The sequence below is a fragment of the Pseudomonas sp. TNT2022 ID1044 genome, assembly GCF_028656895.1.
GTDB classification, from domain to species: Bacteria; Pseudomonadota; Gammaproteobacteria; order Pseudomonadales; family Pseudomonadaceae; genus Aquipseudomonas; species Aquipseudomonas reinekei.
The window spans coordinates 183,410-208,760 of sequence record NZ_JAMDHB010000009.1; the positions used below are offsets into that span (position 1 = coordinate 183,410).

Consider the following 25,351-nt stretch of genomic DNA (forward strand, 5'->3'; position numbering starts at 1 on the left):
AGGTTGTCCGGCGATTACGCAATCATTGGTGCCCCACAAGCTCCGGCTATCACCCTGTCAACGACCAACCAATTGGTATGCTGTCTGAATGGATTGACTTAAGGCTACTGCTGCAGCCTTCCGCTGCCCATCAGATAGATCTATCTACCACAACGCTCCGGATCATAAGCAATTCGTCGGTTTGGGCAGGCCCGCCAGTTTCGCGGCGAGTTTGGCGGGGGTGCCATTGAACAGTCGGTTCAGGTGCAGGCTGTTGCCTTTTTCCGGACCGAGCTTCAATGCGGTGTATTTGATCAGCGGGCGGGTGGCGGGCGACAACTGGAACTCGGCGTAGAAACTGCGCAGCAGCTCGAGGATTTCCCAATGTTCGGGGCTCAACTCGATGTCTTCCGCAGCCGCCAGGGCACTGGCGACCTCAGCCGACCAGTCACTTAGCTCGACCAGAAAGCCGTCCTTGTCCAGTTCGATGGCGCGGGCGCCGACCGTTAATGCATTCATAGCCAGCTGTTGACCTTGTCGTAGCGGATCGACAGTTCGACGAAGGCCGGGTAATCGATGGCAGTGGCCCAGTCCGGAACGTCGATGGCGCGGGCCTGGGCGTCTTCGGCCAGAACATAGAGTGGCAGGCCGCGCGCATTCAGCGTCTTGAACGGCGCGGTGCCCGGTTGCAAGGCATAGGCCGCGTCGCCGGACAGCAGCAGCGCGTCGCTGGCGCCGATCACGCGCAGGCAGCTGCTCAGGCGTTCGTCACCGAAAGGGGAATGAGACAACACATGCAAAGTCGGCATCAGAGGGTGATCACCTGGTCGTAACGGTCTATAAGGGCGGTGATTTCATGGGCAGCGAGCACCCGGGCTTCTTCCAGCGACAGCGCGCTCGGGTCCAGGCCACGCTGCGCCGTGCTGTCGGCACAGACAAACAGTTCTTCAACGCCGAACATCGGCAGGGCTTGCAGGTTGGCGCTCAGGTCTTTCTGTTGCAGGGCCTTGGCGTTCTGTTGCGTCGCGAGCTGGAACACGCCGTCATCGAGAAACAGCAAACCGATCGGCAGATCGAAAGCGCCGCCGGCCAGCACGATGTCCAGCGCTTCACGGGCGCCCGGTCCGGACCATGGGGCCTGGCGGCTGATGATCAACAAGGATTTGGCCATTTTATGCGCCTCCGAAACAGATCAGGCGGTCGGCGTCCTGCACGGCATCGTGCAACTGGCCGAGACCGGACAATTCCCACGGCGCGCCAACGGCGACCGCATCGCGTTGATAGCGTTTGGCTTCTTCCCCGTTGAGCACGCCCCGGCGCAGGGCGGCGGCGATGCACACCACGCCATCGAGTTTTTGCTCGCTGATGAAGGCGCGCCATTGCTTGGGCACGTCCAGTTCATCCTGGGGTGTCACTACGCTGCCGGACGCGTTATAGACGCCATCCTGATAGAAAAACAGCCGGACAATCTCGTGCCCGCCGGCCAGCGCCGCTTGGGCAAAGAGCAGGGCGCGGCGCGATGAGGGCGCATGGGCGGCGGAAAATACGGTGATGGCGAACTTCATGACGGACTCGATCAGCGAAACTGCGGCCATGATAAAGCTTTATCGGCGGGGGGGCTAAATCGATGTTGTCTGTGCGGGCCTCATCGCTGGCAAGCCAGCTCCTACAGCAGATCTGCAATTTGGTGATCGACGCATTCCCTGTGGGAGCTGGCTTGCCCGCGATGGCGGCCGGACAGGCGACGCAAAAACTTAGCGCGGCATGTAGCCTAACTGCCAGCGGTGGGGGATCTTCAGCGATAACAGACCCAATACTGCCGCCAGCAATCCACTGGCAAACAGCGCCTTGAGCCCGAAGTGATGTTCCAGCACCGCACCCAGTACGGCGCCGGCGAACATACCGGTCCAGGGGATCAATTGCACCCGCCAGCCATTGCGCCGTTCGCCGAGCATCCAGCGACCCAGTCCACGGCCGAAGCGCGACAGAGCGCCGGTGACGTAGGTCAGGCCGACCGGCAAGCCATTCACTTCTTCCACCGCAGCATTGAGCATGCCCATGGCGATGATTGCCGCCAGCAACGCGGGCAATTGCGTCTCGTATGGCCAGGCCGCAGCAGCGCAGAGCAGCGTGGCGATGCTCAGCAGCAGGGGCAGGGCTCGGCGACGGCCCAGGCGGCTGACAATAATGCCCAGTGCATTGCCAAGGATGAACGTGGCGATCAGGATCACCAGACGTACGGTCAAGCCCAGGTCACCGTCGCTGATGGCGACGGCCATGCGGGTGGTGTTACCGCTCATGAACGAAACAAAATCGCCGCTGGCCATGAAACCGATTGCGTCGGTCATGCCGGCCAACACCGAAAGCATGGCCACCAGGCTCAGGCCGATACGCCCGCGCCATTTCTGGGTGTGCAGGTGGCCGGGGCTGGCGTGGGGCCGGGTGGCGGAAGGCAGCATGGGCGATGGTGTCCTTGAGCGTTGGTCAGGGTTTGATCCCGTATAAATCGCAATAGTCCAGCCAGTCCATGCCGGCCATCTCCGCGACTTCCCGGTGCACCTCGAGGCGCTGGGCTTCGTAATCCTGCGGTGTGGAAGCGGTCAGTTGCAAGGTCAATTCCCAGGCAAACAAACCAAGGCGCTCGGCTTCGGCCTCGAAGGCTTCATGCAAGCGCTCGTCGCGAAACTGCGCGAGGGTCTCGCCTTTGGCCTGGGCGAGCAACGGATTGAGGTTGTCGAGTTCGACGCGCAGTTCGGGACGTTCATCGAGAAACGTGTTCAGTGCCTGTTCGTGTTTCAACTCGGATGCCGCCATGGTCACTCCTTGAGAACGGATTACGAAGACTGTTTCTTGCTGGCCTTGGCCGCTGCCGCCAGACACTCCAGGGCAAACTGCTCGGTGTAGGTCATCTGGATCGGTGTGGTTTCGCCTTTGACGGTGCGCTCGCCGTCGAGGATGTAACGAATGCGTTTGTCGGTGACGCCGATTCGCTTGGCGATCCAGGAGGGCGTCTGACCGATCTGGCTGATCAGTTTGTCAGCGTATTCAGTGGTCGGTTTGTAAAATTCGGCGTTGGGGGTCATGGGGTTTCCAGTCAAAGGTGCGATGCAGCGTATGGCGCGACAGGGTGCGCGAATCGTCGCGCGGTGTCGCGGTATAAATGAAGTAAAGCAGAACGATAGGCAGTGCCACGGTGATACAGTCGGCTTTTTCCTGATGAGTGAATGCAATGCGAATTCTGATGGTGGCGCTGGCCGTTACCTTGCTGGCGGGATGCGCGGGCTCGGCAATGAACGATGCTCGCACCAAGGCCCCGTACAAAACCCTGAACTCGGACAAGCCGGCAAAAGACGTTGCCCAGTGCGTGCAGTTTTCCTGGCAGGACGAAGCGGTATTCGGTGTCGACGCTGCGGCGTACCTGGAGCCCGCCGAGAAGGGCGGCACCACCGTTTACACCCGTTCGGCGGAGTCTTTCGTGGACGTGACCACCGACGCCTCGGGCACCGTGTTGAGCTACTACGCGCAACAAGACGACTTCGTCGCCAAGCGCCGGTTGGCGGCGTTGGCCACCTGCCTGTGATCTGATGGCGTGACGCAAACCCCTTGCCGGCGATGGCGTCGATGAAATCGCCATCGCCAGCAAGCCGGCTCCTACAGGTTAATTGTCGTACTGGAGGCGCTTCTGGAAAAAGAAGTGCTTGTGCCCCGGCGGGTAGTCGGCGATGTGACCGATCTCGCTGTAGCCGCATTTCCTGTAGAAATCCGGCGCCTGGAATTCGAAGGTATCGAGCCACAGGCCGATGCATTTTCGTTCCCGCGCCAGGTCTTCCGCCATCTGCATCAGCTGGGTGCCCATGCCCTGTCCACGGGCCTGTTCCGGCACCGACAGCAAGTCGATGAACAACCACTGATAAAACAATCGGGCGTAGAGTCCGCCGAGAATCTGGTCGTTTTCGTCGCGTACCAGCAGGGCAATGTTTTCGGGTATGGCGCCGTCGGCTTTCGACGCGTTATAGGCGCGCAACGGCAGCAAAATGGCTTGGCGTTCCTCTTCCGTGGGGGTTGGCGAGCACTCGATTCGTAACGTCATGGCTATGTCCTTATGGCTGTGAACGCCCAGCCTAACGTGGTCGCCGCCAATGTTCCATCACCGCAACCGGGTGGAACCGTCGCTGGCGCGCAGATGTCATTGATTAAGACGCGTCATCCCGAACGCGACCGATGAGGACACGCCGTGAATATTTTTGAAGCCTTGCGCGAAAGCCACGAACGCCAACGGACCTATGCCAAGGCACTGATCAAAACCAGCGGCGACACCCCCGAGCGGGTCGAAGCGTACAAACAGCTCAAGGCTGAACTGCAGGCCCATGAAACCGCTGAAGAGCGGCATTTCTACATGCCGTTGATGGAGTTCGACAACGGCGTCGATCTCAGCCGCCATGCGATTGCCGAACACCACGAGATGGATGAAATGATGGAAGAACTGGACGAGACCGAGATGTCCAGCCCGGCCTGGCTGGCGACTGCAAAGAAACTGTCGGACAAGGTTCATCACCACCTCAAGGAGGAGGAGCAGAAGTTCTTCCAGATGGCCGGCAAGCTGCTCGACGACAAACAGAAAGAGACGCTGGCGGGACAATACGAGAAGGAGTACCGGGCGCAGCTTGATTGAAGCGGCAGGTTTTCACTCTGTGTGGACTTTGGTTTGGAGGTGTTGATCGTGTTGCAACGGGGCCTCCGACCTACCGTCCGGCGATCGTGCTAAAGATCTATCTCTACGGCTATCTCAATAAAAGTCAGTCCATCCACCAACTGGAACATGAGGCCGAGCAGAGCGTCGCCATACTGGATGCTCACAGGTATCAAAAGGCGAAAAAATGTGACCCCTTACCTGGCTCTCTTTTTGCCGGTTTTCGACTTGGTGCGTACCGATGCGAATGGGATGTCTTAGAAAAACAAACCGGAATTGGCTACCGATATGCGGGGCTACGGGTGAATTGTTTTGTAATCATTTGCCCGGCTCCGGTTGGAGCTCATAACGAATGCGGTTAGTCTTGTTTCACTTCGTTGACGAGAACTTCAACTGGAATCCCCTCAAGTGATCAAACCGCTACTTTTGATACGCCGTCGCTTTGCCTCGATTCGGTGGCGTACACGGGTGACGCTTTGGGTCGCCGCAACACTCGCGGGCCTGTTGGTGGTGATGTTCGCCCGGTTAGCCGACCTGGCTCTCACGCAATTTGCTCAACAGGCAGCCGAGCGACCGTGGTTGCCGTTTTTTTACACACCGCTGATTGGCATGCTGGTGGTGTGGATGACCACCCGCTTCTTTGTGGGCTCCCAAGGCAGTGGCATCCCTCAAGTGATCGCCGCCACCCGTCTTGCCCACCAAGGGAAGCCAGTCGATAAACTGGTGTCGCTGCGGATCGCCTTCGCCAAGATAGGCCTTGGCACTCTGGCGCTGACCGGAGGCTTTTCGGCCGGGCGCGAAGGCCCTTCGGTGCAAGTCGCGGCCTCGATCATGCATTTCTTTCACCGCTATTTGCCCAATGCCCGAATCATTCGCAGTGAGGACCTCATCCTCGCTGGCGGCGCTGCAGGCATTGCCGCAGCGTTCAATACTCCGCTGGCCGGTGTTGCCTTTGCGGTCGAAGAGTTGGGTCGCAAGTTGGAAACCCGCACCAGTGGGGTCTTGCTCAGTACGATCATTCTGTCGGGTATGGTCGCGATAGCCTTGCAAGGTAACTACCACTATTTCGGTCATTTTGACGTTCAAGACATTCACCTCGACATCATTGTCCCGGTGCTAGTCACCGGTGTTGGCTGTGGTCTCCTGGGTGGGTTGTTCAGCCGAATGTTGCTGTGGCCCCAGCGCCACCATCGGTTTGTAGTCTGGCAATGGCGACGTATGCACCCCGTCTGGTTCGCTGGCGCTTGCGGAATGATCGTGGCCATTCTTGGTTGGCTTAGTGCAGGGATGTCATTTGGCAGCGGTTATGGCGTCACCTCACAGGTCATCGTGTCCGATATCAGCCTGCCATGGCATGCACCGATCACGCGATTTCTGGCGACCGTGGTGACTTATTTTTCCGGGATCCCCGGTGGCATTTTTGCCCCGTCGCTGGCGGTAGGCGCTGCGGTTGGGGCTAATGCCGCCGAACTTTTCGGCCTGGCTGCCCAGCCGATCATTGCCCTGTGCATGGCTGGATTCCTGGCTGCGGTCACGCAGTCGCCCATCACGTCCGCAATCATCGTGATGGAGATGATCGACAGTCACGGGATGGTGATCAGTCTCATGGCTGTCGCGCTCATTGCCAAAGCGGTCAGTGCTCGGATGGGCCCCGAGTTGTATCAGCAGTTGGCTCGCGGGTTTTTGCAGGTCCCGGACAGTGGTGCAACCTCGCGAAAATCAGGTTGATCTAGCGCATCAGTTGTCGAGCCGTTGCGCCAAGCGCCTTCTTGTCCTCTTCCAGTGCCAGTGCAAGGTTCGCGCGCTTGACCAGCAGATCCGCATGCTTGGTACAGGGACCGCCGAACATATCAGGGTGTATGTGCGCGAGACTGACAAGGGCCTTCATCAAGCGAAGGTCTACTTCGATCAAGCCCGCGCCGTCTCGGGCAATGGGTGCGAAAAAGTCATCGAACAGGTCATCTATCATCAGCCTGTGCAGGTAAACCTGCTCGCAATTTTCATCGATTTTTGCCGCAGGCTCTTGGGGTATGCTCCAACAGGTCAGGCTTCTGACCCCGCGCCCAATGACGTCGATCGCCGTTCCAGGGTCGTTAACTGCTGGCGATAATGCGCGTGAGGCAATCTCGGAAAGCACCGACAGGCCGAACCGTGGATCATGCTCAAACGTCCGACGTACGCCGATGGTAAGCGCAGCCAGGATTTTTTCACTGCTGACGTGCAACGCCTCTGTACGCTCCTTTTTCAAGCTCACGGTTCTAGCGATCGGCATGTCCAGGTGTACAAAACTTCCAGGAAGGACGTCCAGAAAGATCTTTATTTCGCAGGTTTTGGCGATGGCGCCTAACGCGTTTACATCAATATGCTGGACGTACCCGGTTTGATGACTTGAGATTATTTGCGCCGAGGCTGGGATCATCCACTCGGGTGGGTAAGCAGCGCCGCCCAGATGCGGCCATTGGACTCTGTTTTTTATGGCGTTGATTGTTGCCTGTTCGACACGATCAATGGTTTCACCCACCCGGCCAAGCTTGGACAGGTGATCGATCCAGCGCAAAAGCGTGTAGACAATCAGAATCACGACGGCAATGGTCACTGCAAATAGCAGAACCCTTCCTTGCGTGCCATAAGCTCCGGTACTCAGAGCGATGATGCCTACCAGGCTGAACAGAAATGACCCAATGAAGGTGGCGAGTGCATTTTGAGTCGTGGTGTCCTCCATCACCAGTGTGGTGGCACGAGGCGTTACTCCACTGCTGGCTGCACCGTATGCAGTCACCATTGTGCTTAGCGAAAAAGTGGTCACGGCGAGCATGCTTGAGGCGATGATACCTAAGATTTTGTCGACGGCGTCGGCGCCAATTCGGGTGGGCAATGATTCTGGAATGTAGTCCTTGAAGGCAACAGCGAATAACGCAGTTGCTATGCCCAGCAAAGAAAACAGACTCGCTCTGAACCACAACCGCTTGGTCAGTTGGTGTAGCACCCAGCGCCAGCGAGCGATCATGTTTAATATCCTTGTTAGTGATGTGATCGGTCTGTCGTTACGGATTTACGTCAACAAAGAAGGACGAGGTGGTGATCCTTGGTGGAGTATTCCTGGCCGGCGAAGGTTCATTCACTCGTTCGGGCTTGGTCATTTACATCGTGCTTTTCAGCGCCTTGTCATCCGGATCGGTACGTTGCTGCATACGGTACAGCGCAGGTTAAAGCTCAAACGTTGGTCGGGCCGCCAGTGGAGAGTCAATGTGACTGATAAAACCCCGGCGTCCTCCTTTCCAGCGTCAGCAACAACGCCTTCGCCTCCAGTCCCCCGGCAAACCCCGTCAGCTTCCCCGACGCACCAATCACCCGATGGCACGGCGCGATAATCGAAATCGGATTCTTGCGGGTGGTGCAGGTGTAAGTCATGGCGCAAGCCCCGCGGGATTGTTGAACAGGCGTTAAGGATACTGCTTCTGGAGGGAGGCGCAATGCGCAATCCCGACCATACTTGGCGACTGCTTTTGACGGGTTTTCCTGGTTAAAAACAAGTAGAGACCGACTCATGAAGTACGAACCTTTTGCCAAGTCGCTGATAGCAACCTCGTTGGCGCGCCGTCGCTGGACGGCAAACCGGTGGGCAAGAACCGTTCCTGCGGGGCCAACGATCCACGGCGTAATACCGGCTTGTCGCTGGGTTACTGAGGGTTGTGTTCGAGCAGGGACGGATTTATGTTCGTCCCTTGCCTCTCTGACTTTTCTAAGGAAGGAATCATGACCACCGCACTGTTAATCATCGACGTCCAGCAGGCCCTGTGTTCAGGCGAGTACGAATGCTTCGAAATCGGGCGCGTCATCAACACCATCAACGAGCTTTCTGCGCGGGCGCGCAAGGCGGGTGCTCCGGTGGTGTTTATCCAGCACGAGGAAAAGGATAGCCCCTTTGCCCATGAGGCGGTTGGCTGGCAACTGGCTCAAGGGCTTGAGATCTCGTCAAAGGACCAGCGCGTGCGTAAAACCACTGGGGATTCCTTCTACCAGACCAACCTGCAAAAGCTGCTGCCTGAGCAGGACTTCGAGCGTCTGGTGATCTGCGGCTTGCAAACCGATTATTGCGTCAACGCGACGGTGCGTCAGGCGCTGAAGCTGGGGTATGACGTGGTGCTGGCGGCGGATGCTCACTCCACGGTCGACAACGGTAACCTCACCGCCGAAGACATCATTGCCGAGCACAATAAAGACTGGGCGCATTTGACGGGTTCAGTGGCACGAATCGACGTGATCCCGGCTGCCGAAATCAGCTTCTGAATCCCCGCATTCCCTTGTAGGAGCCGGCTTGCTGGCGATGGCAGAGAGACAGTCACCACAGACGCCTGCCAACAATCCGGCTCCTGCAGTGATTGCTTGATCAACGCGCCGGGAGGTCCCATTGCCGGCTGTCGTCGAGGCCCTGGGCCATGGTTGCACCGGGCACCAATAGCATCAGCAGCGACCAGGCTTTGATCAGGTTGTTCAGGGTGCAAGCGGGGTAATGGGGAAGTCCATGACGGTCTTCAATGACGGGGCCCGGCTGTACGTGAAGTGCCACCACTCTTTGGCGTAACCGGTGAAACCTTCTTTCTCCATGGCACGGCTGAGCCGCTGGCGATTTTCCATCGCCGCCGCGCTGATCAATGAGGAGTCGGTATGCGCGCGTTCATCGAAGCAATCGAAGCCGGTGCCCATGTCCACGGCACCGTCGTGCCAGCGCTGGCCGTAGTCGGCGGTGCAATCGACCGGAGTGGCGGCGGGTGTCCAGGTGGCGGCGGGCAGTGCCCCCGGGCCTGTCATCGTCAGGTCAACGGTGCCGCCCCTGGAATGGTTGGACACTCGCGCCACGTAACCCAGGCGCCAGAAGTCTTGCTTGTCTAGCCGTGGGTAGAATTCGGCCTTGCGCGGGTCGCCCGGTTCGGTGGCGAAGCGTCCCATGTCGGCCACGGCACGACTGGGACGATAGCAATCGAAGACTTTCAAGCCGTAGCCCTCGGCTTTCAGAGCCGCTTGTACCCGGGCCAGCGCTTTGGCTGCATCCGCCGACAACAGACACTCGGCTGCCCGGTAGCCGTCCAGCGGATGACCGGTGAAGTTATGGGCGCTGGCATAGCGGATGTCCTGCTCAATGCCAGGGTCGACGCTGCGCAGATACACCATGTGCTCGGGTGTCGACTCGTCGGCCAGACACGGTGTCGCAAGGCTCAGGCACAGCAAACACAGACCGGGTAAACGAAACATCGGAAAGGCTCCTTGCATGACCAGTCAGCGCATCATGGCTTGAAACCCGCGTTACCTCCATGAAGTTGTTGGTCGGCATGACAGGACGAGCGCACCAACGGGCCGGACGCCGCCTTCGCGAGCAGGCTCGCTCCCACAGGGGGTGGCGGTGCTTTCAGGCATTTTTTCGTTGCGGTTGCTAGGCTGTAATCCTTGAGACCGCAATGGAGCACCCTCATGCCTATCCAGGCCCTGCGCGCCGACGCCTCCCATATCGAAATCATTGCCCCGTTGTTCGATGCCTACCGGGGGTTCTACCTTCAGCCTTCCAACCTGCCACAGTCCCGTGATTTCATCGCCGAGCGCATTGCCCGGGACGAGTCGGCGATCTTCCTTGCCATGGACAGTAGCGGCGAAGCACTGGGTTTCGTGCAAATGTTCCCGACGTTCTCCTCCATCGACGCGCACCGTACCTGGTTGCTCGGCGACTTGTTCACCACACCTGCCGCCCGGGGCAAAGGCGTCGGCACGCTGCTGATGAACACCGCCCGCGACTTTGCGCGATTGAGCGGCGCCAAGGGCATGACCCTGGAAACCGCCACCGACAACGTCAGTGCCCAGCGTTTGTATGAGTCCCTGGGCTATGTGCGCGATCCCGGCTACTACACCTATTGCCTCGATCTGAAGCAAGGTTGAGGCCCGGGTTTATCGCAGGCCTTGCAGAAATTCGGCCTGGGCATCGGCGCTGGTGAGGACGCGATAACGCGTGCTGCGTGACACATCGCGGTCGCGAAACCGTTCGTAGACCGCTTGGAACACACTGCGATTCAACTCCGGCTGTTGTTGCGCCAGATAGCGCTCGTAAGCGGCATCGTAGTCCTCAACCAAGATGAATTTCCTGAACCAGTACCGGTAGAAATAGCCCAGCAGAAAACCCAGGCTGAAATCATGATCCAGCACCGAGTGCGCGCAGCATTCGAAATCGATCAGCCTCAGTTCGCCGTCGGGACCGATCAGAATGTTCTTGGGGTGAGGGTCCATGTGCACGAACCCTTCGCTGAGCATCCGGCCGAACAACGGCAGAATATCCAGCAGCAACGCAACAGCCTGCTCAGGCTGGGCAATCAAGCGGTCATCGACGCTGCAATGGTCGTCGAAAAAATTGACCAGCAGATACTCTTCTTTCAAAAACGGAAAACGCCCGACGTGGCCGAACGCCGCGACCCTTGGCGAGGATGTCGACTTGCTCGACACCGCCGACAGGTTGATGAATTCGTTGGTCAGGTCATGCAGGCCGAAAACCCGCTTGAGCCCGAGAAAGTTCTGCAGCTGCTTTTTCCAGTGGGTCAGGCGATTGTGTTTCAACACCCATTTGCGCTCGCCTTCGAGCAGGAAAACGCTGCGGGTCGCTTCGGGAATGTCCAGCAGCGCGTACTGGGCGGGTTGGTTGAAAAATCGCTCAAGCACTGCCGCCAGTTCGTGTTGATGACCAGGGTCGAGATGGAACGTGACCCCCGCGATTTTCTGCCGGCTAAGGCGTGAGGTGAGGTATTTGAGATGACGCATGTGCAGCCCCTGACAAGACAAACCGGTCCATGAAGCGTCGGCAAACGGCACGACGCCCGACGTTATCGGCAGGGCCAGTCATACCGTTAATCCGAATGGCGATTTCTTGTCGAGTGGCGCGTCTCGCCAGTGTCAGGCCTGCGTACCGAACACCGGCCGGAAGAAGCTGCGCTCGTAGCTGAGGATGCAGCGGGTTTCTTCGGCGTACTTGAACGCGGCGATGCATTGCGGGTCGTTCATCGATGTCTGGCGGTAGTGTTCGTACGCGGCCAGGCTCGGGAAGGTGAACATGGCCATGGCGATGTTGTTGGCACCCTCGGACGGCAGGAAGTAGCCGTGATGCTGGCCGCCGAATTTCTCCACCAGCGGTATCCACAACTTGCCGTAGTGCTCGAACGCTTCGAGCTTGTACGGGTCCAGCACATATTTGAGGTAGCAGGTGATCATGGGTTTTTCTCTCTGTCAGGGTTGAAAGTCTTCAGCCGCCCGGATCACCCGCGCGGTGATCGGTGATTGATGGGCGCTGCGGGTGTCGCGCTTGAGCCATTGCGCCGGTGGCACGCCCACCACGTTGAGGAAGGTCCGGGAGAACGAGGCTTGCGAACTGTAGCCGACGGTCGAAGCGATGACTTTGATCTGCACCCCTTCGCGTAACAGGTCCTGGGCCAGTTTCATGCGCCACGTCGTGACGTAGCCCATCGGTGAAATGTCCATGATCCGGGTGAAGCACGCCGAGAATTTCGAGCGCGACATGTTCGCCAGGCTGGCCAGTTTCTCGACCGTCCACAGGGCTTCTGGTTGTTGGTGAATATGATTGAACACTGGTCCGAGGCGACCCTCCTGCAAGGCATAAAGCAGGCCGCTGGAGATCTTTCCTTCCGCCACCGAACGCCGTACCAGCAGTACGAAAATGTATTCGAGCAACAGGTTCAGCGCCTTGCTGCGGCCGGGGGCCTGGTCCTCGAATTCGCCGATCAGGCCACTGATTATCGGTGCGAGGTTTTCCAGGGTCCTGAACGGGAACACCAGGGTTTCCTTGAGCCCGAGCGGGACGGGTTGCAGCGAGTTGCGCCCGAACTGGAACGATGCGCAGATCAGCTCGGCGCCGTCTGGCGAACTTGAGCGCAACTGGTAACGGCAACTGCTGGGGCAGAACAGCACGCTCGGTTCGCTGATGGAAATTTTCGGCAGACCCGGTTGCACCATGTCCATACCGCCACGGCTGATCACATGGATAAACGCCATGCCTGGCGGCTTGTCGAGCACCAGCGTGCCGTCCACGGTGCCGGTGAAGAACAGTCGGCCCTGCAGGTGCGTGCGTTCAAAGAACTCGGAAAGAATGTCCATATCAGAGACGTCCGGGTAAAGACGCGGTACGTCCTGACAAAAGCAGGGCAGGGCGCGACCGTAGGATGAAGTTCTCGCCGATGGTAAACAACACCCCTCCCGGGTGCCATGGCGCAGAGCGATATTTCTCGACCCTCACCGGAGTGCCCCGTCATGAGCAACGACCCGATTCGCACCGCCCCACCGTACGCCGACCCGTCAGAGCCAGCGCTGCCGAATCCGGGCATGCAGCTTGATCTGTCCCGAGCAGCGCTGGTGGTTATCGACCCGCAGATCGACTTCCTCAGCCCCGAAGGCGTGAGCTGGAGCGTTTTCGGCAAGAGTGTCGTCGAACATGACGTGGTCAAACACCTTGGCCAATTGTTTGCCGCGTCCAAAGACGCGGGCATCACTGTCGCCGTTTCTCCGCACTACTACTATCCGTGCGACCACAAATGGCAGTTTGGCGGGCCGCTGGAAAAGGTCATGCACAGCATCTGCATGTTTGATCGCAAGGGGCCGCTGACGCTCGACGGTTTTGAAAACTCCGGCGCCGATTTCATGCCTGAGTACAAACCCTACATCCTCGACGGCAAAACCATCATCGCTTCGCCGCACAAAGTCTACGGCCCGGAAACCAACGACCTGGCGCTGCAACTGCGCAAGCATGGCGTGTCGCAGATCATTCTGGCGGGGATGGCGGCGAACCTGTGCGTCGAGTCGCACTTGCGTGAACTGCTGGAGCAGGGTTTTGAAGTGGCCGTGGTCCGTGACGCCACCGCCGGCCCGACCACCCCGGAAGGCGATGGCTACCTGGCGGCGCTGATCAACTACCGCTACATCGCCAACGCGTTGTGGACCACGGCGCAGACCCTGGAGTATCTCAAGGCCTGATCCAACTGCGGTTGCAGGCTCGACAGCGGCTACGGAGTGCACTGATGCAAATCCTCCTGTAGCAGCTGTCGGGCGACGCGAGGCTGCGTCCTGGTTACGCCCGGGCGGCGCGAGCAAATTCGATGAAGGCCTTGAGCGTCGCCGGCACATGCCGTCGACTCGGGTAGTACAAATGCAGGCCCGGGTAGAAGGGGCACCAGTCGCCCAGCACCTGGACCAGGCGGCCGTCGGCGATAGGCGCCTTGACCATGTCTTCGAATATGTAAGCCAAGCCGACGCCCTCTAATGCCGGGCCGACCATCAGGCTGACGTCGCCGAGGGTCAGCGGGCCGTCGATTTCGATTTCCTGGGTGATCCCGCCCCGTTCGAATTCCCAGCGATACAGCGAACCACTGGGGAAACGATGGCGGATGCACGGCAGGCCACGCAAGTCTGCGGGCTTTTTCGGCACAGCGTGCTGTTTGAAGAATGCCGGTGAGGCCACGACCACTGAACGCATGTAGGCGCCGATGGGCAACGACACCATGTCGGCCTCCAGGCGCTCGCCGAAGCGCACCCCGGCGTGAAAACCCTCTGCCACCACGTCGACCAGACCGTCATCTGCGACGATCTCAAGTTTCACGTCCGGATAGGCTTGCAGGAAACGGGCGGCCAAGGGCAGCAGCACCAATTCCGCGGCCTGGCGACCGGCAGTGATCCTGAGATTGCCGGAGGGTTTGTCGCGAAAACTGTTGAGGTCCTCGAGCGCGTCGTCGATGTCGCGAAACGCCGGCTTCAATCGCGCGAAAAGACGTTCTCCCGCCTCGGTCAGGCCGACGCTGCGGGTGGTTCGATTGAACAGCCGTACGCCGAGGCGGTTTTCCAGGGTGCGCACTGAATGGCTCAGCGCCGAAGGCGTCAGTCCCAGTTCCACCGCAGCCCGACTGAAATTCAGGTGAGTGGCCACGCTCAGGAACGTTGAGAGGTCTGCCGCCGAAGGTGCTTTCATTTGTGAGTGCCTTTCACAAAGCCATGCAAAATTGCTGGGATTATCACATCAGTAATGGAGTTTTAAAGTGGCGTCAACTCATCAAGAAGGCCCGGCAATAACGCTCGGGTCGCTGACAGGAGGAGTTGAAATGCGTACTTGGTTGATTACTGGAGCTTCCCGTGGTTTTGGTACCCTCATCGCAGAACATGCTCTGCGTGCCGGCGACGCGGTGATTGCCACTGCCCGTAAACCTGAAGAAGTCATCGCCAAACTGGGCGATCATCCCAACTTGCTGGCCGTGCGCCTGGACGTCACTCGTGAAGAGGAAGCGCATCAGGCTGTCGCTGAAGGCATCAAGCGTTTTGGCCGCATCGATGTGCTGATCAACAATGCCGGTTTCGGCGTGTTGGGCGCGGTCGAAGAAACCAGCGCCAGCGAGACTGAGCGCCTGTTCGCCACCAACGTTTTCGGCGTGCTCAACGTGACCCGCGCGGTACTGCCGCACATGCGCCGCCAGCGCTCAGGGCATGTGATCAATATCTCGTCGATTGGCGGCTATCAGGCCTACATGGGCTGGGGGGTCTACGGTTCCACCAAGTTTGCGGTGGAGGGCATTACCGAGGCGCTGCATCAGGAACTGGCGCCGCTGGGCATCCACGCCACGGTGGTCGAACCGGGCTTTTTCCGCACTGATTTCCTCGACGAGCAGTCGCTGGTGAAAACTGCGCTGGAACTGCCGGACTACGATGCAACCGTTGGTGCGATGCGCAAGCATGCCGAAGCGGCGAACCATGCGCAGCCAGGTGATCCGGTGAAGTTCGCCGAGGCCATGCTGGCCCTGGTCAATGCACCGAAACCGCCGCAACGGCTGGCCCTGGGCAGCGATACTGTGGCGCGCATTGAAGCGAAAAACCGTTTTGTTGCCGAGGAGCTGGCCGAGTGGAACGAGCTGGCGCTGTCCACTGACTTCAAGGACTGAAGTCAAACCACAAACCTTGTAGAAGCGAGCCTGCTCGCGATAGCGGTAGGTCATTCAGCAGTGATGTTGAATGTTCCTCCGTCTTCGCGAGCAGGCTCGCTCCCACTTTTGGATTGCGGTGATTGCAGGGTTGCTCAGCGACATTCCATGCAGAAGTAGGGCATGACGTCGGAGCTGGCGTCGTAGCCATTGCTGCCATCGGCGTAATGGTTCTGCCGCAAACGGTCCGAGCCGCCTTCGGCTACGCGGGTGCCGCGCATCGAGTTGTAGCCGGCCGCCACGTTGTTTTGCTTCAGTCGATCGGAACCGTCCGAGGCCAGTTGCCGTTCTTTAAGGCGATCGGCGCCGCCTTCGGCGAGCTGACGTTCTTTGAGCCGGTCGGCGCCACCTTCGGCGAGTCGGCGTTCTTGCAGGCGATCTGCTCCACCTTCGGCCAGTTGTCGTTCCTTGATGCGGTCGTTCGCACCTTCGGCAACGTTGTGGGCAGCGGTGCCGGCGCCGCTCGTCGTGGCGCCTGCTTCTGCAGCCTGGCTGTTCGCCGCGACAAAACCGAGGGCCGAAAAGAGGGCAATTCCTAGTGCAAGTTTAGGGGTGTTCATCATGTTCACCTGGTGAGTCACGGGATTGTTCACGCAACGTTCGGGTTGGCATGAATGTCGGGTAATGCAGCTCCGATATTCATGCCTGCCATCTTAATTGGCTGAGAAAACACGTCACTTATGCATAGGTTGTCCACGCGAACATCAAGGTGTTAAAGACTCATACTCAAGTTTGCCCGGGGGGGCATTGAACCGCTGGCTGAAAAGCTTCGGATGAGTTGCCAAGTCATGCTCAAATGGCGGCCATTTTTTGTGATGGGCGACGGCGGGTCGGGAGTTGTACATGAATAAAACGACGATGTTGGCTCTCGTCCTGAGCCTCGGACTGTTCAACGTGCCAGCGAACGCAGCCGGGGATGCCGAGGCGGGCGGGAAACTGTTCAAGCGGGTGTGCGGTGGCTGTCATCAGGTCGGGGAATCGGCGCGGGCGTTTTTTGGGCCGCAGCTCAACAATGTGCTTGGGCGGGTGGCCGGGAGTACCACGGATTACCAGTATTCCGATGCGATGAAATCATCGGGCATCGTCTGGACGCGGGAAACACTGGCGGCCTATATCGAGGACCCGAAGGCCGTGGTGTCCGGTACGCGGATGATTTTCTGGGGGATCAGTGATCGGGAAAAGATTGATGATTTGTTGGCGTATTTGCAGGGTTTTCAGGCGCCTTAGGTGGGTGGGGCCGGAGGCAGGGGCGTAACCATTGCTACGGTAACGACCTGCCGGCCCTGGTTCGTACGAATACCTACTGTAGAGGGTGGCTTGCTGGCAATGACGCTCTACCAGTCAAGCCATCTCTGACAGATTTCCCCAATCCCTACCAACCTCACCGACGCATATCCGCACAATGATCCTGTTCGGGTTGCGCAGCCGTGTACCACGCGTAGTCCGCGCTGTCGGCACTCACAGTCCTGCCCGCCTCAGCCAGCACCAGCACCGCATTACCCTCACCAGCACCAAGGTCCTTCATATGCAGCGGCACACCCAGATCCTTGCGTACATGGAACGACCCGGCCAGCAACAGCGCAGGTGTCGGCGCCGCCATCAAGCGCTCGGCCATGCGCCGGTCACGCTGTTGCTGCACGGCGAGCATTGCCGGCATCTGCGTCTCGGGCAGCAAGCCACAATGGGATTCACGAATGTCCTCCAGCAATGTCGCTTGCACCTGTTCAGAGGTGGAGGCTTCGCCGTTGAGGGTCGGACGCTGTTTGTAGATCTGCATGATCTGCTTCCGGTCCAGGTTAGCCGACAGCAATGGGTAAGGTTGGCCCAGGGCGTAAGTCACCACGGCGCCGTAAACGCCCCAATCCCAATGGGCTTGCCAGGACAGCGCCTGATAAGGATCGGCCGGTGGCTGTCCGGCGCGGGTCGCGGCTTGCGCGGCATCGACGTTCGCCTGTTGGTCGGGGTTGAGCATTTCCATCAGCAGACTGCCCTGCGGACGCTGCGCCGCCAGTTGGCGCAGCAGCCACAGTTGCAGGGCATGGTGATCAGGGTTGTCGTGTTGCTCACCGACCAGCACCCGTGGCGCAGCCGCCAAGCGTTCGACCAGCGCTTGCGGGGTGAGGGTGCGCCCGGTGGCGAGTTCGCGAATCACTCCGAAGTCAGCATGATCGCGGCCTTGCGGTGCGATCGGCGCGGGTGGCGGGGCGACGTAACGGGATTGGCAGGCAGCCAGCAGGCTGATCAGGCATAGCAGCAGAATGCGCATCGGTATTCCTTAATCAGACGGTGGCCCCCTCGGGCACCGGGGTGGGGGCGGGTATCAGCGCGCGATAATCAAGGGATGGCCGCGCTCCGGGTGTTGCTGAATCAGCACCTGCAGCCCGTACACCGCTTGCACTGCCTCGGCGGTCAGCACTTCGTCCGGCGGGCCATAGGCGTGCGGTCGACCATCCTGCAACAGCAGCAACTGATCGCAATACCGCGCGGCCAGGTTGAGGTCGTGCAGGATCACCAGCACCGCCGCACCGCGCTCGGCGAAGTCGCGCACGGCTTGCAGGATGGTGTGCTGGTGCAAAGGATCGAGCATTGAAGTCGGCTCGTCGAGCAGCAGGATCTGCCCCTCGGCGCCTGGCCACAGTTGTGCAAGCACCCGCGCCAGATGCACGCGCTGGCGTTCGCCACCGGACAAGGCCAGATAACTGCGCCCGGCGAGGTGCAAGGCATCGGCCGCGCTCAGGGCTTCGGCGACGATTTCAGCATCGCGCACGCGACCGCTGGCATGGGGCAGACGGCCCATGCCCACCACTTCATTGACCGAGAAAGCAAAATTCAGGCTCGAACTCTGGGGCAACACCGCCAGGCGTTTGGCCCGCTCCTGACCGGGCCAGTCGGCGATTTTGCGCTCGTCGAGGCTGACCGTGCCTTCACTGATCGGCAGCTCATCGCACAGGGCAGCGAGCAGGGTGCTTTTGCCCGCGCCGTTCGGCCCCAGCACGCCAAGGACTTCACCTGGACGCAACGCGATATCGATGTCGGCCAGTACGGTGCGACTGCCGCGCCGGACCAGCAAGTTATTGGCCCGCAGCATCAGGTGCGCCCCCGTACCAGCAGATAAAGGAAGAAGGGGGCACCGATGAGTGCGGTGACGATGCCGATCGGCAATTCGGCCGGTGCCAGCAGCAGGCGGGCGACCAGATCGGCCAGCAACAACAGGCTGGCGCCGGCGAGCAACGAGGCCGGCAACAGCACCCGATGATCGGGTCCGACCAGCAGACGCATCAGGTGCGGCACCACCAAACCGATAAAGCCGATCAGGCCTGCTGCTGCCACTGCAGCGCCGACGCCCAGCGCCGTGCACAGCACCAGCTCAAGCTTGATCCGTTCGACATTGAACCCCAGGTGCCTGGCTTCCGATTCGCCCAGCAGCATCGCATTGAGGGCCGCCGCGCGACGGGGCAACCACAACGCCACGCCCACTGCCACGATCAGCAACGGCCACAAACGCGGGTAGCTGGCGCCGTTGAGGCTGCCGAGGTTCCAGAAAGTCAGGGTACGCAAGGTGGCGTCGTCGGCGAGGTAAGTGAACAGGCCGACACCCGCCCCGGCCATGGCCGTCATCGCCACGCCGGCCAACAACATGGTGGCAACGTTGGTCTGGCCGTTGCTGCGGCCAAAGCGATACACCACCGCCGTGACGACCAGGCCACCCATGAAGGCGCACAACGACAGCAGATACGGCTCGATGGCCGGCGACAGGCCCCCGAGCATGCTGCCACCGACGATGGCGAACGCCGCGCCCAGTGCCGCACCGCCAGACACACCGACCAGCCCCGGATCCGCCAACGGGTTGCGAAACAACCCCTGCATCGCCACACCCGACAGCGCCAGGACCGAACCGACCGCGATGCCGAGCAAGCTGCGGGGCAAGCGGATCTGACCGAGGATCAGCTCCGCCTGTTGCGTGTCGCCGCCGTCAATGGGCAAGCCGAGCAAGCGCAGCCCGGCGAGCAAGGTATCGCCCAGCGGCAAGCTGACCGGCCCGAGGGCCAGGGACAACCAGAACACCAGCGCCAACAACAGACCCAAGATAATCAGCAGCTGCCGCGGCCGCACGATGGCCGTCATCGGCGCTGAGCCTGAACACGCGGACAGAGCGCCAACGCGCAGGCCGGCAGTGATGTGATACGCATCAGGTCGCTTCCTTAATGGAACAGGACGGTGGCAGTTTCGGCCAGGGTGCGCCTGATAGCGGGACAACCCTTTCACCGTCGGCATCGAAACCTTCGAAGCGGGTGATGATGCCATCAACCTTCGGTTTGCGTCCTCACCTGACGCTATAAAACCTTCAGGAGCTGCTTGCTGGCGATCGCGGCGGGTCATTCAGCGATGATGTTGGCTGACCGTCCGCCATCGCGAGCAAGCTTGCTCCTACAGGTTCGGCTTTACCGGTCCAGATCGGCCAACGCCTTGGCAACCCCGGCCCCATAAAGCGGATCAGCCAGGTTGCAATGGGCGATATGCCGTTGCTGCACTTGCTGCGAAACACCACTGAGCGAACGCGCGGTGTTTTCGAACAGCGCCTGTTTCTCCGATTCCGACATCAGGCGGAACAGGTTGCCGGGTTGTTCGAAGTGGTCTTCGTCCACGCGATGATCCCAATGCCCGGCAGTGCCGGAGATCTTCAGCGGCGGTTCACGCCAGTCCGGTTGGTCGGCCCATTGATCATCGCTGTTGGGGACGTACGCCAATTGGCCGCCGTAGTTACCGTCAACGCGCATGGCACCGTCGCGATGGAAGCTGTGCACCGGGCAACGGGCGGCGTTGACCGGAATCTGGTGATGATTGACCCCCAGGCGATAACGCGCGGCATCGCCGTAGGCAAACAGGCGTGCCTGCAGCATCCGGTCCGGCGAGAAGCCGATACCCGGGACCACATTCGATGGCGAGAACGCCGCTTGTTCGACTTCAGCGAAGACGTTTTCCGGGTTGCGGTTGAGCTCGAAGTAACCCACTTCGATCAATGGATAGTCTTTGTGTGACCAGACCTTGGTCAGGTCGAACGGATTGTCGCCGTGGTCGTGAGCCTGATCTTCGGTCATGACCTGGATGTAAAACGTCCAGCGTGGAAAGTCGCCCGCCTCGATGCTGTCGAACAGATCCCGATGATGACTTTCACGGTCGCGGCCAATCAGCTTTTCAGCCTGTTCGTCACTCAGGTTTTCCACGCCTTGCTGGCTCTTGAAGGTGAACTTGACCCAATGCCGCTTGTTACTGGCGTTGATCAGGCTGAACGTGTGGCTGCCGAAACCGTGCATGTGCCGGTAGCTGCGCGGAATGCCGCGCTGACTCATGACGATGGTCACCTGGTGCAAGGCTTCGGGCAGCGACGTCCAGAAATCCCAGTTGCTTTGCGCATTGCGCATGCCGGTGCGTGGGTCGCGTTTGACCGCGTGGTTGAGGTCCGGGAAGCGCAGTGGGTCGCGGAAAAAAACACCGGCGTGTTGTTGCCGACCAAATCCCAGTTGCCTTGTTCGGTGTAGAACTTCAAGGCGAAACCACGAATGTCGCGTTCGGCATCGGCGGCGCCGCGCTCACCGGCCACGGTCGAGAAACGGGTGAAGATCGGTGTTTGCTTGCCCACTTCCGAAAACAGCCGAGCCTTGGTGTAGCGCGTTACGTCGTGGGTCACGGTGAAGGTGCCGTAGGCGCCGGAACCTTTGGCGTGCATGCGCCGCTCAGGGATCACTTCACGGTCGAAGTGGGCGAGTTTTTCCAGCAGCCAGACATCCTGCAGCAGTGCGGGGCCGCGAGGGCCAGCGGTCTGGATATTGAAGTTGTCGACGACCGGAGCGCCGTTGATCGAAGTCAGTTTGTTTTTTGACATGGCACGGTTTCTTTAAGTTGAGGTTTTAGTTGAGTGGGTGGAGTGGAAGTCTTAACTAATCGAAAACTGATAAAGAAAATGTTATTTGTTTTGGCGCTACAGCACAGTGCTGCAAACGGTAAGTAAGTGCCTACCTGGGTTTGAGTTGGCCATACCAAAGTGTTAAAAATTTATTGGCCAAATGGTCAACATCAAGCCCGGCGTTTAAGGGCTCGTTCTATACAGGCCAGCAGCGCATCGGTATTGAACGGCTTGGAAAAATAACCTTCGGGTTTTCGCACGCGCGCGCTGAACTGTGGCGGCAGGCCCGGCATTCCGGTGATGAACAGCGTGGGGATATGAGCATTTCGTGCCGCCAGCGCTTCGTACATTTGCACCCCGCACATGCCGGGCATCTGAATATCCGAGATCAGGCAGTCAGTCTGCTCCGGGCCACTGGATTCAAGAAACGCATAGGCACTGTTATAGGTGTTCACCGTGTAGCCGTAAGAACGCAATAAACTGTCCAGCGAGATAAGAATTAGTTCGTCATCATCAACAACTGAAATAATAGCTGAGTTGAACATGTAGAAACCTTGCGTCATTGCGAGTGGCGCTAAGTGGCGCCCGCCATACTTGCAAGATACGCGCTCCAAGAAAGCGGAATAGTATACTTGGGTATGTTTGCTGGTTGATTTTCGATAATTAAAGAAACGCTGTCACCAAGGCTGTCCATCGGCCAGGTTGGCTTCGATCAGCGCCAGGAAACGCGCGTTGTGCCGCGTGCATTCTTCAAAAAACCGTTTGCTGGCGTTGTCCTTGTTGGCGATCGCGCATTCGCAGTAGTCGCGCAGCAATACATCGACGGCCCGCAGTCGGCGAGTTCCCTGACAAATCCCGCTCAGGCAGTCGGCAAAACACTGCGGGTCGTGGGTGTCATTCAGGCTGTACAGGGCTGCTGTCTCGGCGTATCCGCCCAGGTCGGCGATGCCACTGGCCAGGAATTGGGCGTAGTCGGCATTGGCGCGCACCAGGCGTCGGAACAGCTGTTGCACCGGCAGGAAGCTGACGTTCTGCAGTTTCTGCTGACCCCGTTTGAGCTGCGCAAGAATGCCCAGCGTGGTGCTCAGCGTCTGCGTCAAGGCGTCGATGATTTCGACGCGCTCGGAAATGGACAGGGACGTATGCGCACCATAGCGACTGATGCGCAGCGGATGACTGGCGATGTACAGCTTTTGCAGTGCGTTCATGACAACCGTCCTCAGGTCAGCGCGTCGGCGCGATGAGTTGATTCATTCAAGGTGACCAGCGTAAATCGGTGCGCGCCGCATAACACTCCTACCTCAAGACAGTGGCGTAGCACATGGGGCTACGGTCGTCATACCTGGGTATGAGTCAAGAAAACCAGCCTGTTGCAGTGGCTGCTGCAACGAAAATAAGACGGGGCAAGCCTTGCCTGACGCAAGGCCTGTCGGTCAGGCACTGGCCTGGAATTGCGATTGCAGCAATGAGCCCCACTGCTCCTGATTGTCCGGTCGGCGGTAGTACACCACCATGTGCCGGGCGACCTGCATCGCGACTTCGCGACCGCCGTCAGCCTCGACCAGTGCCAGAGCCAGATCGATCCCCGCGCTGATGCCCGCAGAGGTCCACACCGACTGCTGCTGCACGAAGATCGCTTCCTGGTCGAGTTCGACCTCGGGGTACATGCGCTCGAACCACTCGGCCATCACCCAATGGGTCGCGGCGCGCCGGCCATCGAGCAAACCGGCCTGGGCCAGCAAGAAAGTACCGCTGCACACTGACGCCGTGCGCGTGGCGGTGACTGAAGCATCGCGCAGCCAGTCCGCCAGCGCTGTGCTTTGGGCAACGATCTGGCGAATGCTCGGGGAGCCGGGGACGATCAGGGTATCGACCGGGTTATCGTCAAACTCGCTCAGCTTTCGGCTTTGCACCACCAGGCCCTCTGCCGTCTGGATTTCACCACCGGTGAGGCTGGCGGTGTGCAGCGCGTAGCCGGGCAGGTCGCGTTCGGTCATGGCATGGTTGGCCACCCAGAACACGGTCTGGGCACCGGTCAGGTCCAGCAGACCCATTTGCGGGTAGGCCACGAAAACAATGTTTCGCGGTTGGGCGTGATCAGAATGGCGGCTTGCTTCATCGATAGACACTGCGAGGTCTCCCAATCGCCGCATGGCGGCATGTGTGGATGAACGTTATTCATCGTGACTCACGGGCATTAGCGCAATCGCAAACAGGAATTGCGTGCCCACACCCACTTCACTGGACACCCAGATGCGCCCGCCATGAAATTCAATGATCGAACGGCAAATCGAGAGCCCCATGCCCAGGCCGGTGGGTTTGGTCGTGAAGAACGGATCGAACAGTGACGGAAGAATGTCTTCGGCAATGCCGGTGCCGGAATCGGTGATTTCAAGCACCGCTTCGTTGTCCTGTACCGACGTCTGGATCCGCAGCGTTCGTGCCCGGTCATGCACATTGGCCATGGCCTGACAGGCATTGACGATCAGGTTGATGATCACCTGCTGCAGTTGTATGCGGTCGCCCTGAATGCGCGCGCCGGGGGCGCCCAGTTGTGTGTGCGGGCGAACCTGCTGCATGCAAATGTCATGTTGCATGAGGGTCAGTGAGTCGCTGACGATTTCGTCGAACACTTCGATCTGGCGCTGCACCTCACTCTGGCGCGAGAGCGCCCTGATGCAAGTGATGACATCGGAAACCCTGGCCGAATTCTGAATGATCCGGTCCAGCGAGCGGCGTGCTTCATCGAGGTTCGGTTCCGCGCGGTTGATCCAGCGTTTGCAGGATTCGCCGCTGGTGATCACCGCCGCCAACGGTTGGTTGATTTCATGGGCGATGGAGGCGGCCAGTTCCCCCATGGAGGTCACGCGTGTCACATGCGCGAGTTTTGCCTGGCTGTGCAGCAGCGCTTCTTCGGAGTGTCTGGAGGCGGTCACGTCCATCAAGGCGCCGACGTATTCAACGCGTCCGCCATGCTTGAACAGCGGGTTGGCGATCATCTGCACATGCTTGATCCGGCCATCGGGCATGACCAGACGATGCTCCACTTCGATCAGGCTTTTCTGGCGTGCGGCCTGTTCCAGAACACTGTCGATAACGGCCAGGTCATCGGGATGAGTGCGCCCGCGGACCATCGCCAGCGTCGGTATTTCGCCCAGGGGGAACTCGTAAATCCGCGAGGCTTCGTCTGACCACGACACGATCGCTTCGTCATCAATGGTAAAGCCGACACTGCCGGTGTGACTGAGTTTTTGTGCGCCCAGAAAGAACGCTTCTTTGCGGCGTAATGATTCGGTCGCGCGCTTGCTGCGCAGCGCCAGCAAGGTGATGGTGGTCAGCGCGATCAGGCAACGCACAAACCCGGCGATCAACTTGTGATCGCGGTAGCCTGCGTCGACCAGGAAACTGGTGGTGAGGATGGCCACGCAACCGAAGGCGACAGCCAGGAAAACCGGAACAGAAAAAAAGTTCGCCGACATGAACACCAGCGTGATGTAGAACAGCGTCGGTGCAATATCCAGATCAAGGTACGAGTTGGTAATAAAGATCATGCTGCCCACCGCGATGGCGGCCAGCCAGGCCAGGGCATCTGACAAAAAAAGTTTTTTGCAACGTTTGATGATAGACATTTGTTCTTCCAGATTTTTGCTATCGAACGGCAACTCGCAAGGCATCGGTGATGCCGGGCAAACTCTCTGTGAGGGATGTTTCTGTTGTTGTGCAAAAGCGCTACTGAAATGCGCAGTTCATCTGTCCTTTGGAGCAAATGTT

At 59.4% G+C, this 25,351-nt stretch carries 29 protein-coding genes and 4 pseudogenes; 9 read left to right on the forward strand and 24 right to left on the reverse strand.

The annotated features are described in order from the left end of the window. Positions 1 to 162 precede the first annotated feature (162 nt). The 7 genes from M5G20_RS13660 to M5G20_RS13690 all read right to left on the reverse strand — a co-directional run bounded on the left by M5G20_RS13660 (position 163) and on the right by M5G20_RS13690 (position 3,062). The gene (locus M5G20_RS13660; protein WP_273919493.1) at positions 163 to 498 is read right to left on the reverse strand and encodes a TusE/DsrC/DsvC family sulfur relay protein; all 336 of its coding nucleotides are present in this window, start codon (positions 496 to 498) and stop codon (positions 163 to 165) included. Next, the gene (gene tusB / locus M5G20_RS13665) at positions 495 to 788 is read right to left on the reverse strand and encodes a sulfurtransferase complex subunit TusB (RefSeq protein ID WP_273919494.1); all 294 of its coding nucleotides are present in this window, start codon (positions 786 to 788) and stop codon (positions 495 to 497) included. The genes M5G20_RS13660 and tusB overlap by 4 nt, the downstream gene beginning before the upstream one ends. Continuing rightward, on the reverse strand, positions 788 to 1,150 hold the full coding sequence (gene tusC, locus M5G20_RS13670; protein WP_273919495.1) for a sulfurtransferase complex subunit TusC: 363 nt from the start codon (positions 1,148 to 1,150) through the stop codon (positions 788 to 790). Before tusC ends, tusB begins: the two co-directional genes overlap by 1 nt. A gap of 1 nt (position 1,151) precedes the next feature. After that, a complete protein-coding gene (tusD, locus tag M5G20_RS13675; protein ID WP_273919690.1) occupies positions 1,152 to 1,544 on the reverse strand; it encodes a sulfurtransferase complex subunit TusD in 393 nt (130 codons plus the stop codon). Positions 1,545 to 1,733: 189 nt separating this feature from the next. Beyond that, complete coding sequence (locus M5G20_RS13680) at positions 1,734 to 2,438, reverse strand: YoaK family protein (RefSeq protein ID WP_150735160.1); 705 nt, start codon at positions 2,436 to 2,438, stop codon at positions 1,734 to 1,736. Between the two features lie 25 nt (positions 2,439 to 2,463). Further along, complete coding sequence (locus M5G20_RS13685; RefSeq protein ID WP_273919496.1) at positions 2,464 to 2,793, reverse strand: DUF6388 family protein; 330 nt, start codon at positions 2,791 to 2,793, stop codon at positions 2,464 to 2,466. Positions 2,794 to 2,813: 20 nt separating this feature from the next. Next, positions 2,814 to 3,062 carry a hypothetical protein gene (locus M5G20_RS13690; protein WP_034146936.1) on the reverse strand — a complete coding sequence of 83 codons (249 nt, stop codon included), beginning with the start codon at positions 3,060 to 3,062 and terminating at the stop codon, positions 2,814 to 2,816. A 146-nt stretch (positions 3,063 to 3,208) separates the two neighbouring features. On the opposite strand from M5G20_RS13690, the gene M5G20_RS13695 reads away from it, so the two are divergent. Then, positions 3,209 to 3,559 (forward strand): hypothetical protein, encoded by a 351-nt coding sequence (locus M5G20_RS13695; RefSeq protein WP_150735158.1) that lies wholly within the window; start codon positions 3,209 to 3,211, stop codon positions 3,557 to 3,559. 78 nt (positions 3,560 to 3,637) lie between these two features. Here the strand turns inward: M5G20_RS13695 and M5G20_RS13700 are convergent, their stop codons facing one another. Further along, the gene (locus M5G20_RS13700) at positions 3,638 to 4,069 is read right to left on the reverse strand and encodes a GNAT family N-acetyltransferase (RefSeq protein WP_273919497.1); all 432 of its coding nucleotides are present in this window, start codon (positions 4,067 to 4,069) and stop codon (positions 3,638 to 3,640) included. A 144-nt stretch (positions 4,070 to 4,213) separates the two neighbouring features. Here M5G20_RS13700 and M5G20_RS13705 point away from each other — a divergent pair, with 144 nt between their 5' ends. Together M5G20_RS13705 and M5G20_RS13710 are read left to right on the forward strand one after the other, a co-directional pair. Beyond that, positions 4,214 to 4,651, forward strand: a complete 438-nt coding sequence (locus tag M5G20_RS13705; protein WP_273919498.1) for a hemerythrin domain-containing protein — start codon at positions 4,214 to 4,216, stop codon at positions 4,649 to 4,651. Between the two features lie 426 nt (positions 4,652 to 5,077). Continuing rightward, entirely contained in the window at positions 5,078 to 6,397 is a 1,320-nt protein-coding gene (locus M5G20_RS13710; protein WP_273919499.1) for a chloride channel protein, read from the forward strand. A 1-nt stretch (position 6,398) separates the two neighbouring features. Here the strand turns inward: M5G20_RS13710 and M5G20_RS13715 are convergent, their stop codons facing one another. Next, on the reverse strand, positions 6,399 to 7,676 hold the full coding sequence (locus M5G20_RS13715) for a DUF2254 domain-containing protein (RefSeq protein ID WP_273919500.1): 1,278 nt from the start codon (positions 7,674 to 7,676) through the stop codon (positions 6,399 to 6,401). Positions 7,677 to 7,912: 236 nt separating this feature from the next. Then, positions 7,913 to 8,056 (reverse strand): annotated as a pseudogene (locus M5G20_RS13720) (methylated-DNA--[protein]-cysteine S-methyltransferase); the annotation flags it as partial. Between the two features lie 198 nt (positions 8,057 to 8,254). Between M5G20_RS13720 and M5G20_RS13725 the strand changes: the two are divergent. Both M5G20_RS13725 and M5G20_RS13730 read left to right on the forward strand, forming a co-directional pair. Then, a pseudogene (locus M5G20_RS13725) lies at positions 8,255 to 8,356 on the forward strand (gamma-glutamyltransferase); the annotation flags it as partial. Positions 8,357 to 8,425: 69 nt separating this feature from the next. Further along, positions 8,426 to 8,959, forward strand: a complete 534-nt coding sequence (locus M5G20_RS13730) for a cysteine hydrolase family protein (RefSeq protein ID WP_273919501.1) — start codon at positions 8,426 to 8,428, stop codon at positions 8,957 to 8,959. A gap of 204 nt (positions 8,960 to 9,163) precedes the next feature. Here M5G20_RS13730 and M5G20_RS13735 read toward each other — a convergent pair whose 3' ends face one another. Continuing rightward, positions 9,164 to 9,922: a M15 family metallopeptidase gene (locus tag M5G20_RS13735; protein ID WP_273919502.1), complete on the reverse strand. Its 759-nt coding sequence runs from the start codon at positions 9,920 to 9,922 to the stop codon at positions 9,164 to 9,166. Positions 9,923 to 10,138: 216 nt separating this feature from the next. On the opposite strand from M5G20_RS13735, the gene M5G20_RS13740 reads away from it, so the two are divergent. After that, positions 10,139 to 10,597 carry a GNAT family N-acetyltransferase gene (locus M5G20_RS13740; protein WP_273919503.1) on the forward strand — a complete coding sequence of 153 codons (459 nt, stop codon included), beginning with the start codon at positions 10,139 to 10,141 and terminating at the stop codon, positions 10,595 to 10,597. Positions 10,598 to 10,606: 9 nt separating this feature from the next. Here the strand turns inward: M5G20_RS13740 and M5G20_RS13745 are convergent, their stop codons facing one another. The 3 genes from M5G20_RS13745 to M5G20_RS13755 all read right to left on the reverse strand — a co-directional run bounded on the left by M5G20_RS13745 (position 10,607) and on the right by M5G20_RS13755 (position 12,814). Then, positions 10,607 to 11,467 carry a phosphotransferase gene (locus M5G20_RS13745; RefSeq protein WP_273919504.1) on the reverse strand — a complete coding sequence of 287 codons (861 nt, stop codon included), beginning with the start codon at positions 11,465 to 11,467 and terminating at the stop codon, positions 10,607 to 10,609. 132 nt (positions 11,468 to 11,599) lie between these two features. Next, complete coding sequence (locus M5G20_RS13750; protein WP_273919505.1) at positions 11,600 to 11,914, reverse strand: NIPSNAP family protein; 315 nt, start codon at positions 11,912 to 11,914, stop codon at positions 11,600 to 11,602. A 15-nt stretch (positions 11,915 to 11,929) separates the two neighbouring features. Then, on the reverse strand, positions 11,930 to 12,814 hold the full coding sequence (locus M5G20_RS13755; protein WP_273919506.1) for an AraC family transcriptional regulator: 885 nt from the start codon (positions 12,812 to 12,814) through the stop codon (positions 11,930 to 11,932). Positions 12,815 to 12,967: 153 nt separating this feature from the next. Here M5G20_RS13755 and M5G20_RS13760 point away from each other — a divergent pair, with 153 nt between their 5' ends. Beyond that, entirely contained in the window at positions 12,968 to 13,687 is a 720-nt protein-coding gene (locus M5G20_RS13760) for a cysteine hydrolase (protein ID WP_273919507.1), read from the forward strand. A gap of 94 nt (positions 13,688 to 13,781) precedes the next feature. On the opposite strand, the gene M5G20_RS13765 is transcribed toward M5G20_RS13760, so the two are convergent. Continuing rightward, positions 13,782 to 14,675: a LysR family transcriptional regulator gene (locus M5G20_RS13765; RefSeq protein ID WP_273919508.1), complete on the reverse strand. Its 894-nt coding sequence runs from the start codon at positions 14,673 to 14,675 to the stop codon at positions 13,782 to 13,784. 130 nt (positions 14,676 to 14,805) lie between these two features. Here M5G20_RS13765 and M5G20_RS13770 point away from each other — a divergent pair, with 130 nt between their 5' ends. Then, on the forward strand, positions 14,806 to 15,636 hold the full coding sequence (locus tag M5G20_RS13770) for an oxidoreductase (RefSeq protein ID WP_273919509.1): 831 nt from the start codon (positions 14,806 to 14,808) through the stop codon (positions 15,634 to 15,636). A 134-nt stretch (positions 15,637 to 15,770) separates the two neighbouring features. Here M5G20_RS13770 and M5G20_RS13775 read toward each other — a convergent pair whose 3' ends face one another. Continuing rightward, the gene (locus tag M5G20_RS13775) at positions 15,771 to 16,235 is read right to left on the reverse strand and encodes a hypothetical protein (protein ID WP_273919510.1); all 465 of its coding nucleotides are present in this window, start codon (positions 16,233 to 16,235) and stop codon (positions 15,771 to 15,773) included. Positions 16,236 to 16,518: 283 nt separating this feature from the next. Here M5G20_RS13775 and M5G20_RS13780 point away from each other — a divergent pair, with 283 nt between their 5' ends. Further along, positions 16,519 to 16,902: a cytochrome c family protein gene (locus M5G20_RS13780; RefSeq protein WP_273919511.1), complete on the forward strand. Its 384-nt coding sequence runs from the start codon at positions 16,519 to 16,521 to the stop codon at positions 16,900 to 16,902. Between the two features lie 154 nt (positions 16,903 to 17,056). Here the strand turns inward: M5G20_RS13780 and M5G20_RS13785 are convergent, their stop codons facing one another. From M5G20_RS13785 to M5G20_RS13820, 8 genes and pseudogenes are all read right to left on the reverse strand, one after another. Continuing rightward, positions 17,057 to 17,941: a ChaN family lipoprotein gene (locus M5G20_RS13785; protein WP_273919512.1), complete on the reverse strand. Its 885-nt coding sequence runs from the start codon at positions 17,939 to 17,941 to the stop codon at positions 17,057 to 17,059. 54 nt (positions 17,942 to 17,995) lie between these two features. Next, positions 17,996 to 18,763, reverse strand: a complete 768-nt coding sequence (locus M5G20_RS13790) for a heme ABC transporter ATP-binding protein (RefSeq protein ID WP_273919513.1) — start codon at positions 18,761 to 18,763, stop codon at positions 17,996 to 17,998. After that, positions 18,763 to 19,800, reverse strand: a complete 1,038-nt coding sequence (locus tag M5G20_RS13795; protein WP_273919514.1) for a FecCD family ABC transporter permease — start codon at positions 19,798 to 19,800, stop codon at positions 18,763 to 18,765. Before M5G20_RS13795 ends, M5G20_RS13790 begins: the two co-directional genes overlap by 1 nt. A gap of 317 nt (positions 19,801 to 20,117) precedes the next feature. Next, positions 20,118 to 21,559, reverse strand: a pseudogene (locus M5G20_RS13800) (catalase). Between the two features lie 191 nt (positions 21,560 to 21,750). Further along, positions 21,751 to 22,125: a response regulator gene (locus M5G20_RS13805; protein ID WP_150735139.1), complete on the reverse strand. Its 375-nt coding sequence runs from the start codon at positions 22,123 to 22,125 to the stop codon at positions 21,751 to 21,753. Positions 22,126 to 22,257: 132 nt separating this feature from the next. Then, positions 22,258 to 22,788, reverse strand: coding sequence for a hypothetical protein (locus tag M5G20_RS13810; RefSeq protein WP_273919515.1), 531 nt, complete (start codon positions 22,786 to 22,788; stop codon positions 22,258 to 22,260). Positions 22,789 to 23,016: 228 nt separating this feature from the next. Continuing rightward, positions 23,017 to 23,733, reverse strand: a pseudogene (locus M5G20_RS13815) (AraC family transcriptional regulator); the annotation flags it as partial. A gap of 21 nt (positions 23,734 to 23,754) precedes the next feature. After that, entirely contained in the window at positions 23,755 to 25,209 is a 1,455-nt protein-coding gene (locus M5G20_RS13820; protein WP_273919516.1) for a sensor histidine kinase, read from the reverse strand. Positions 25,210 to 25,351 lie beyond the last annotated feature (142 nt).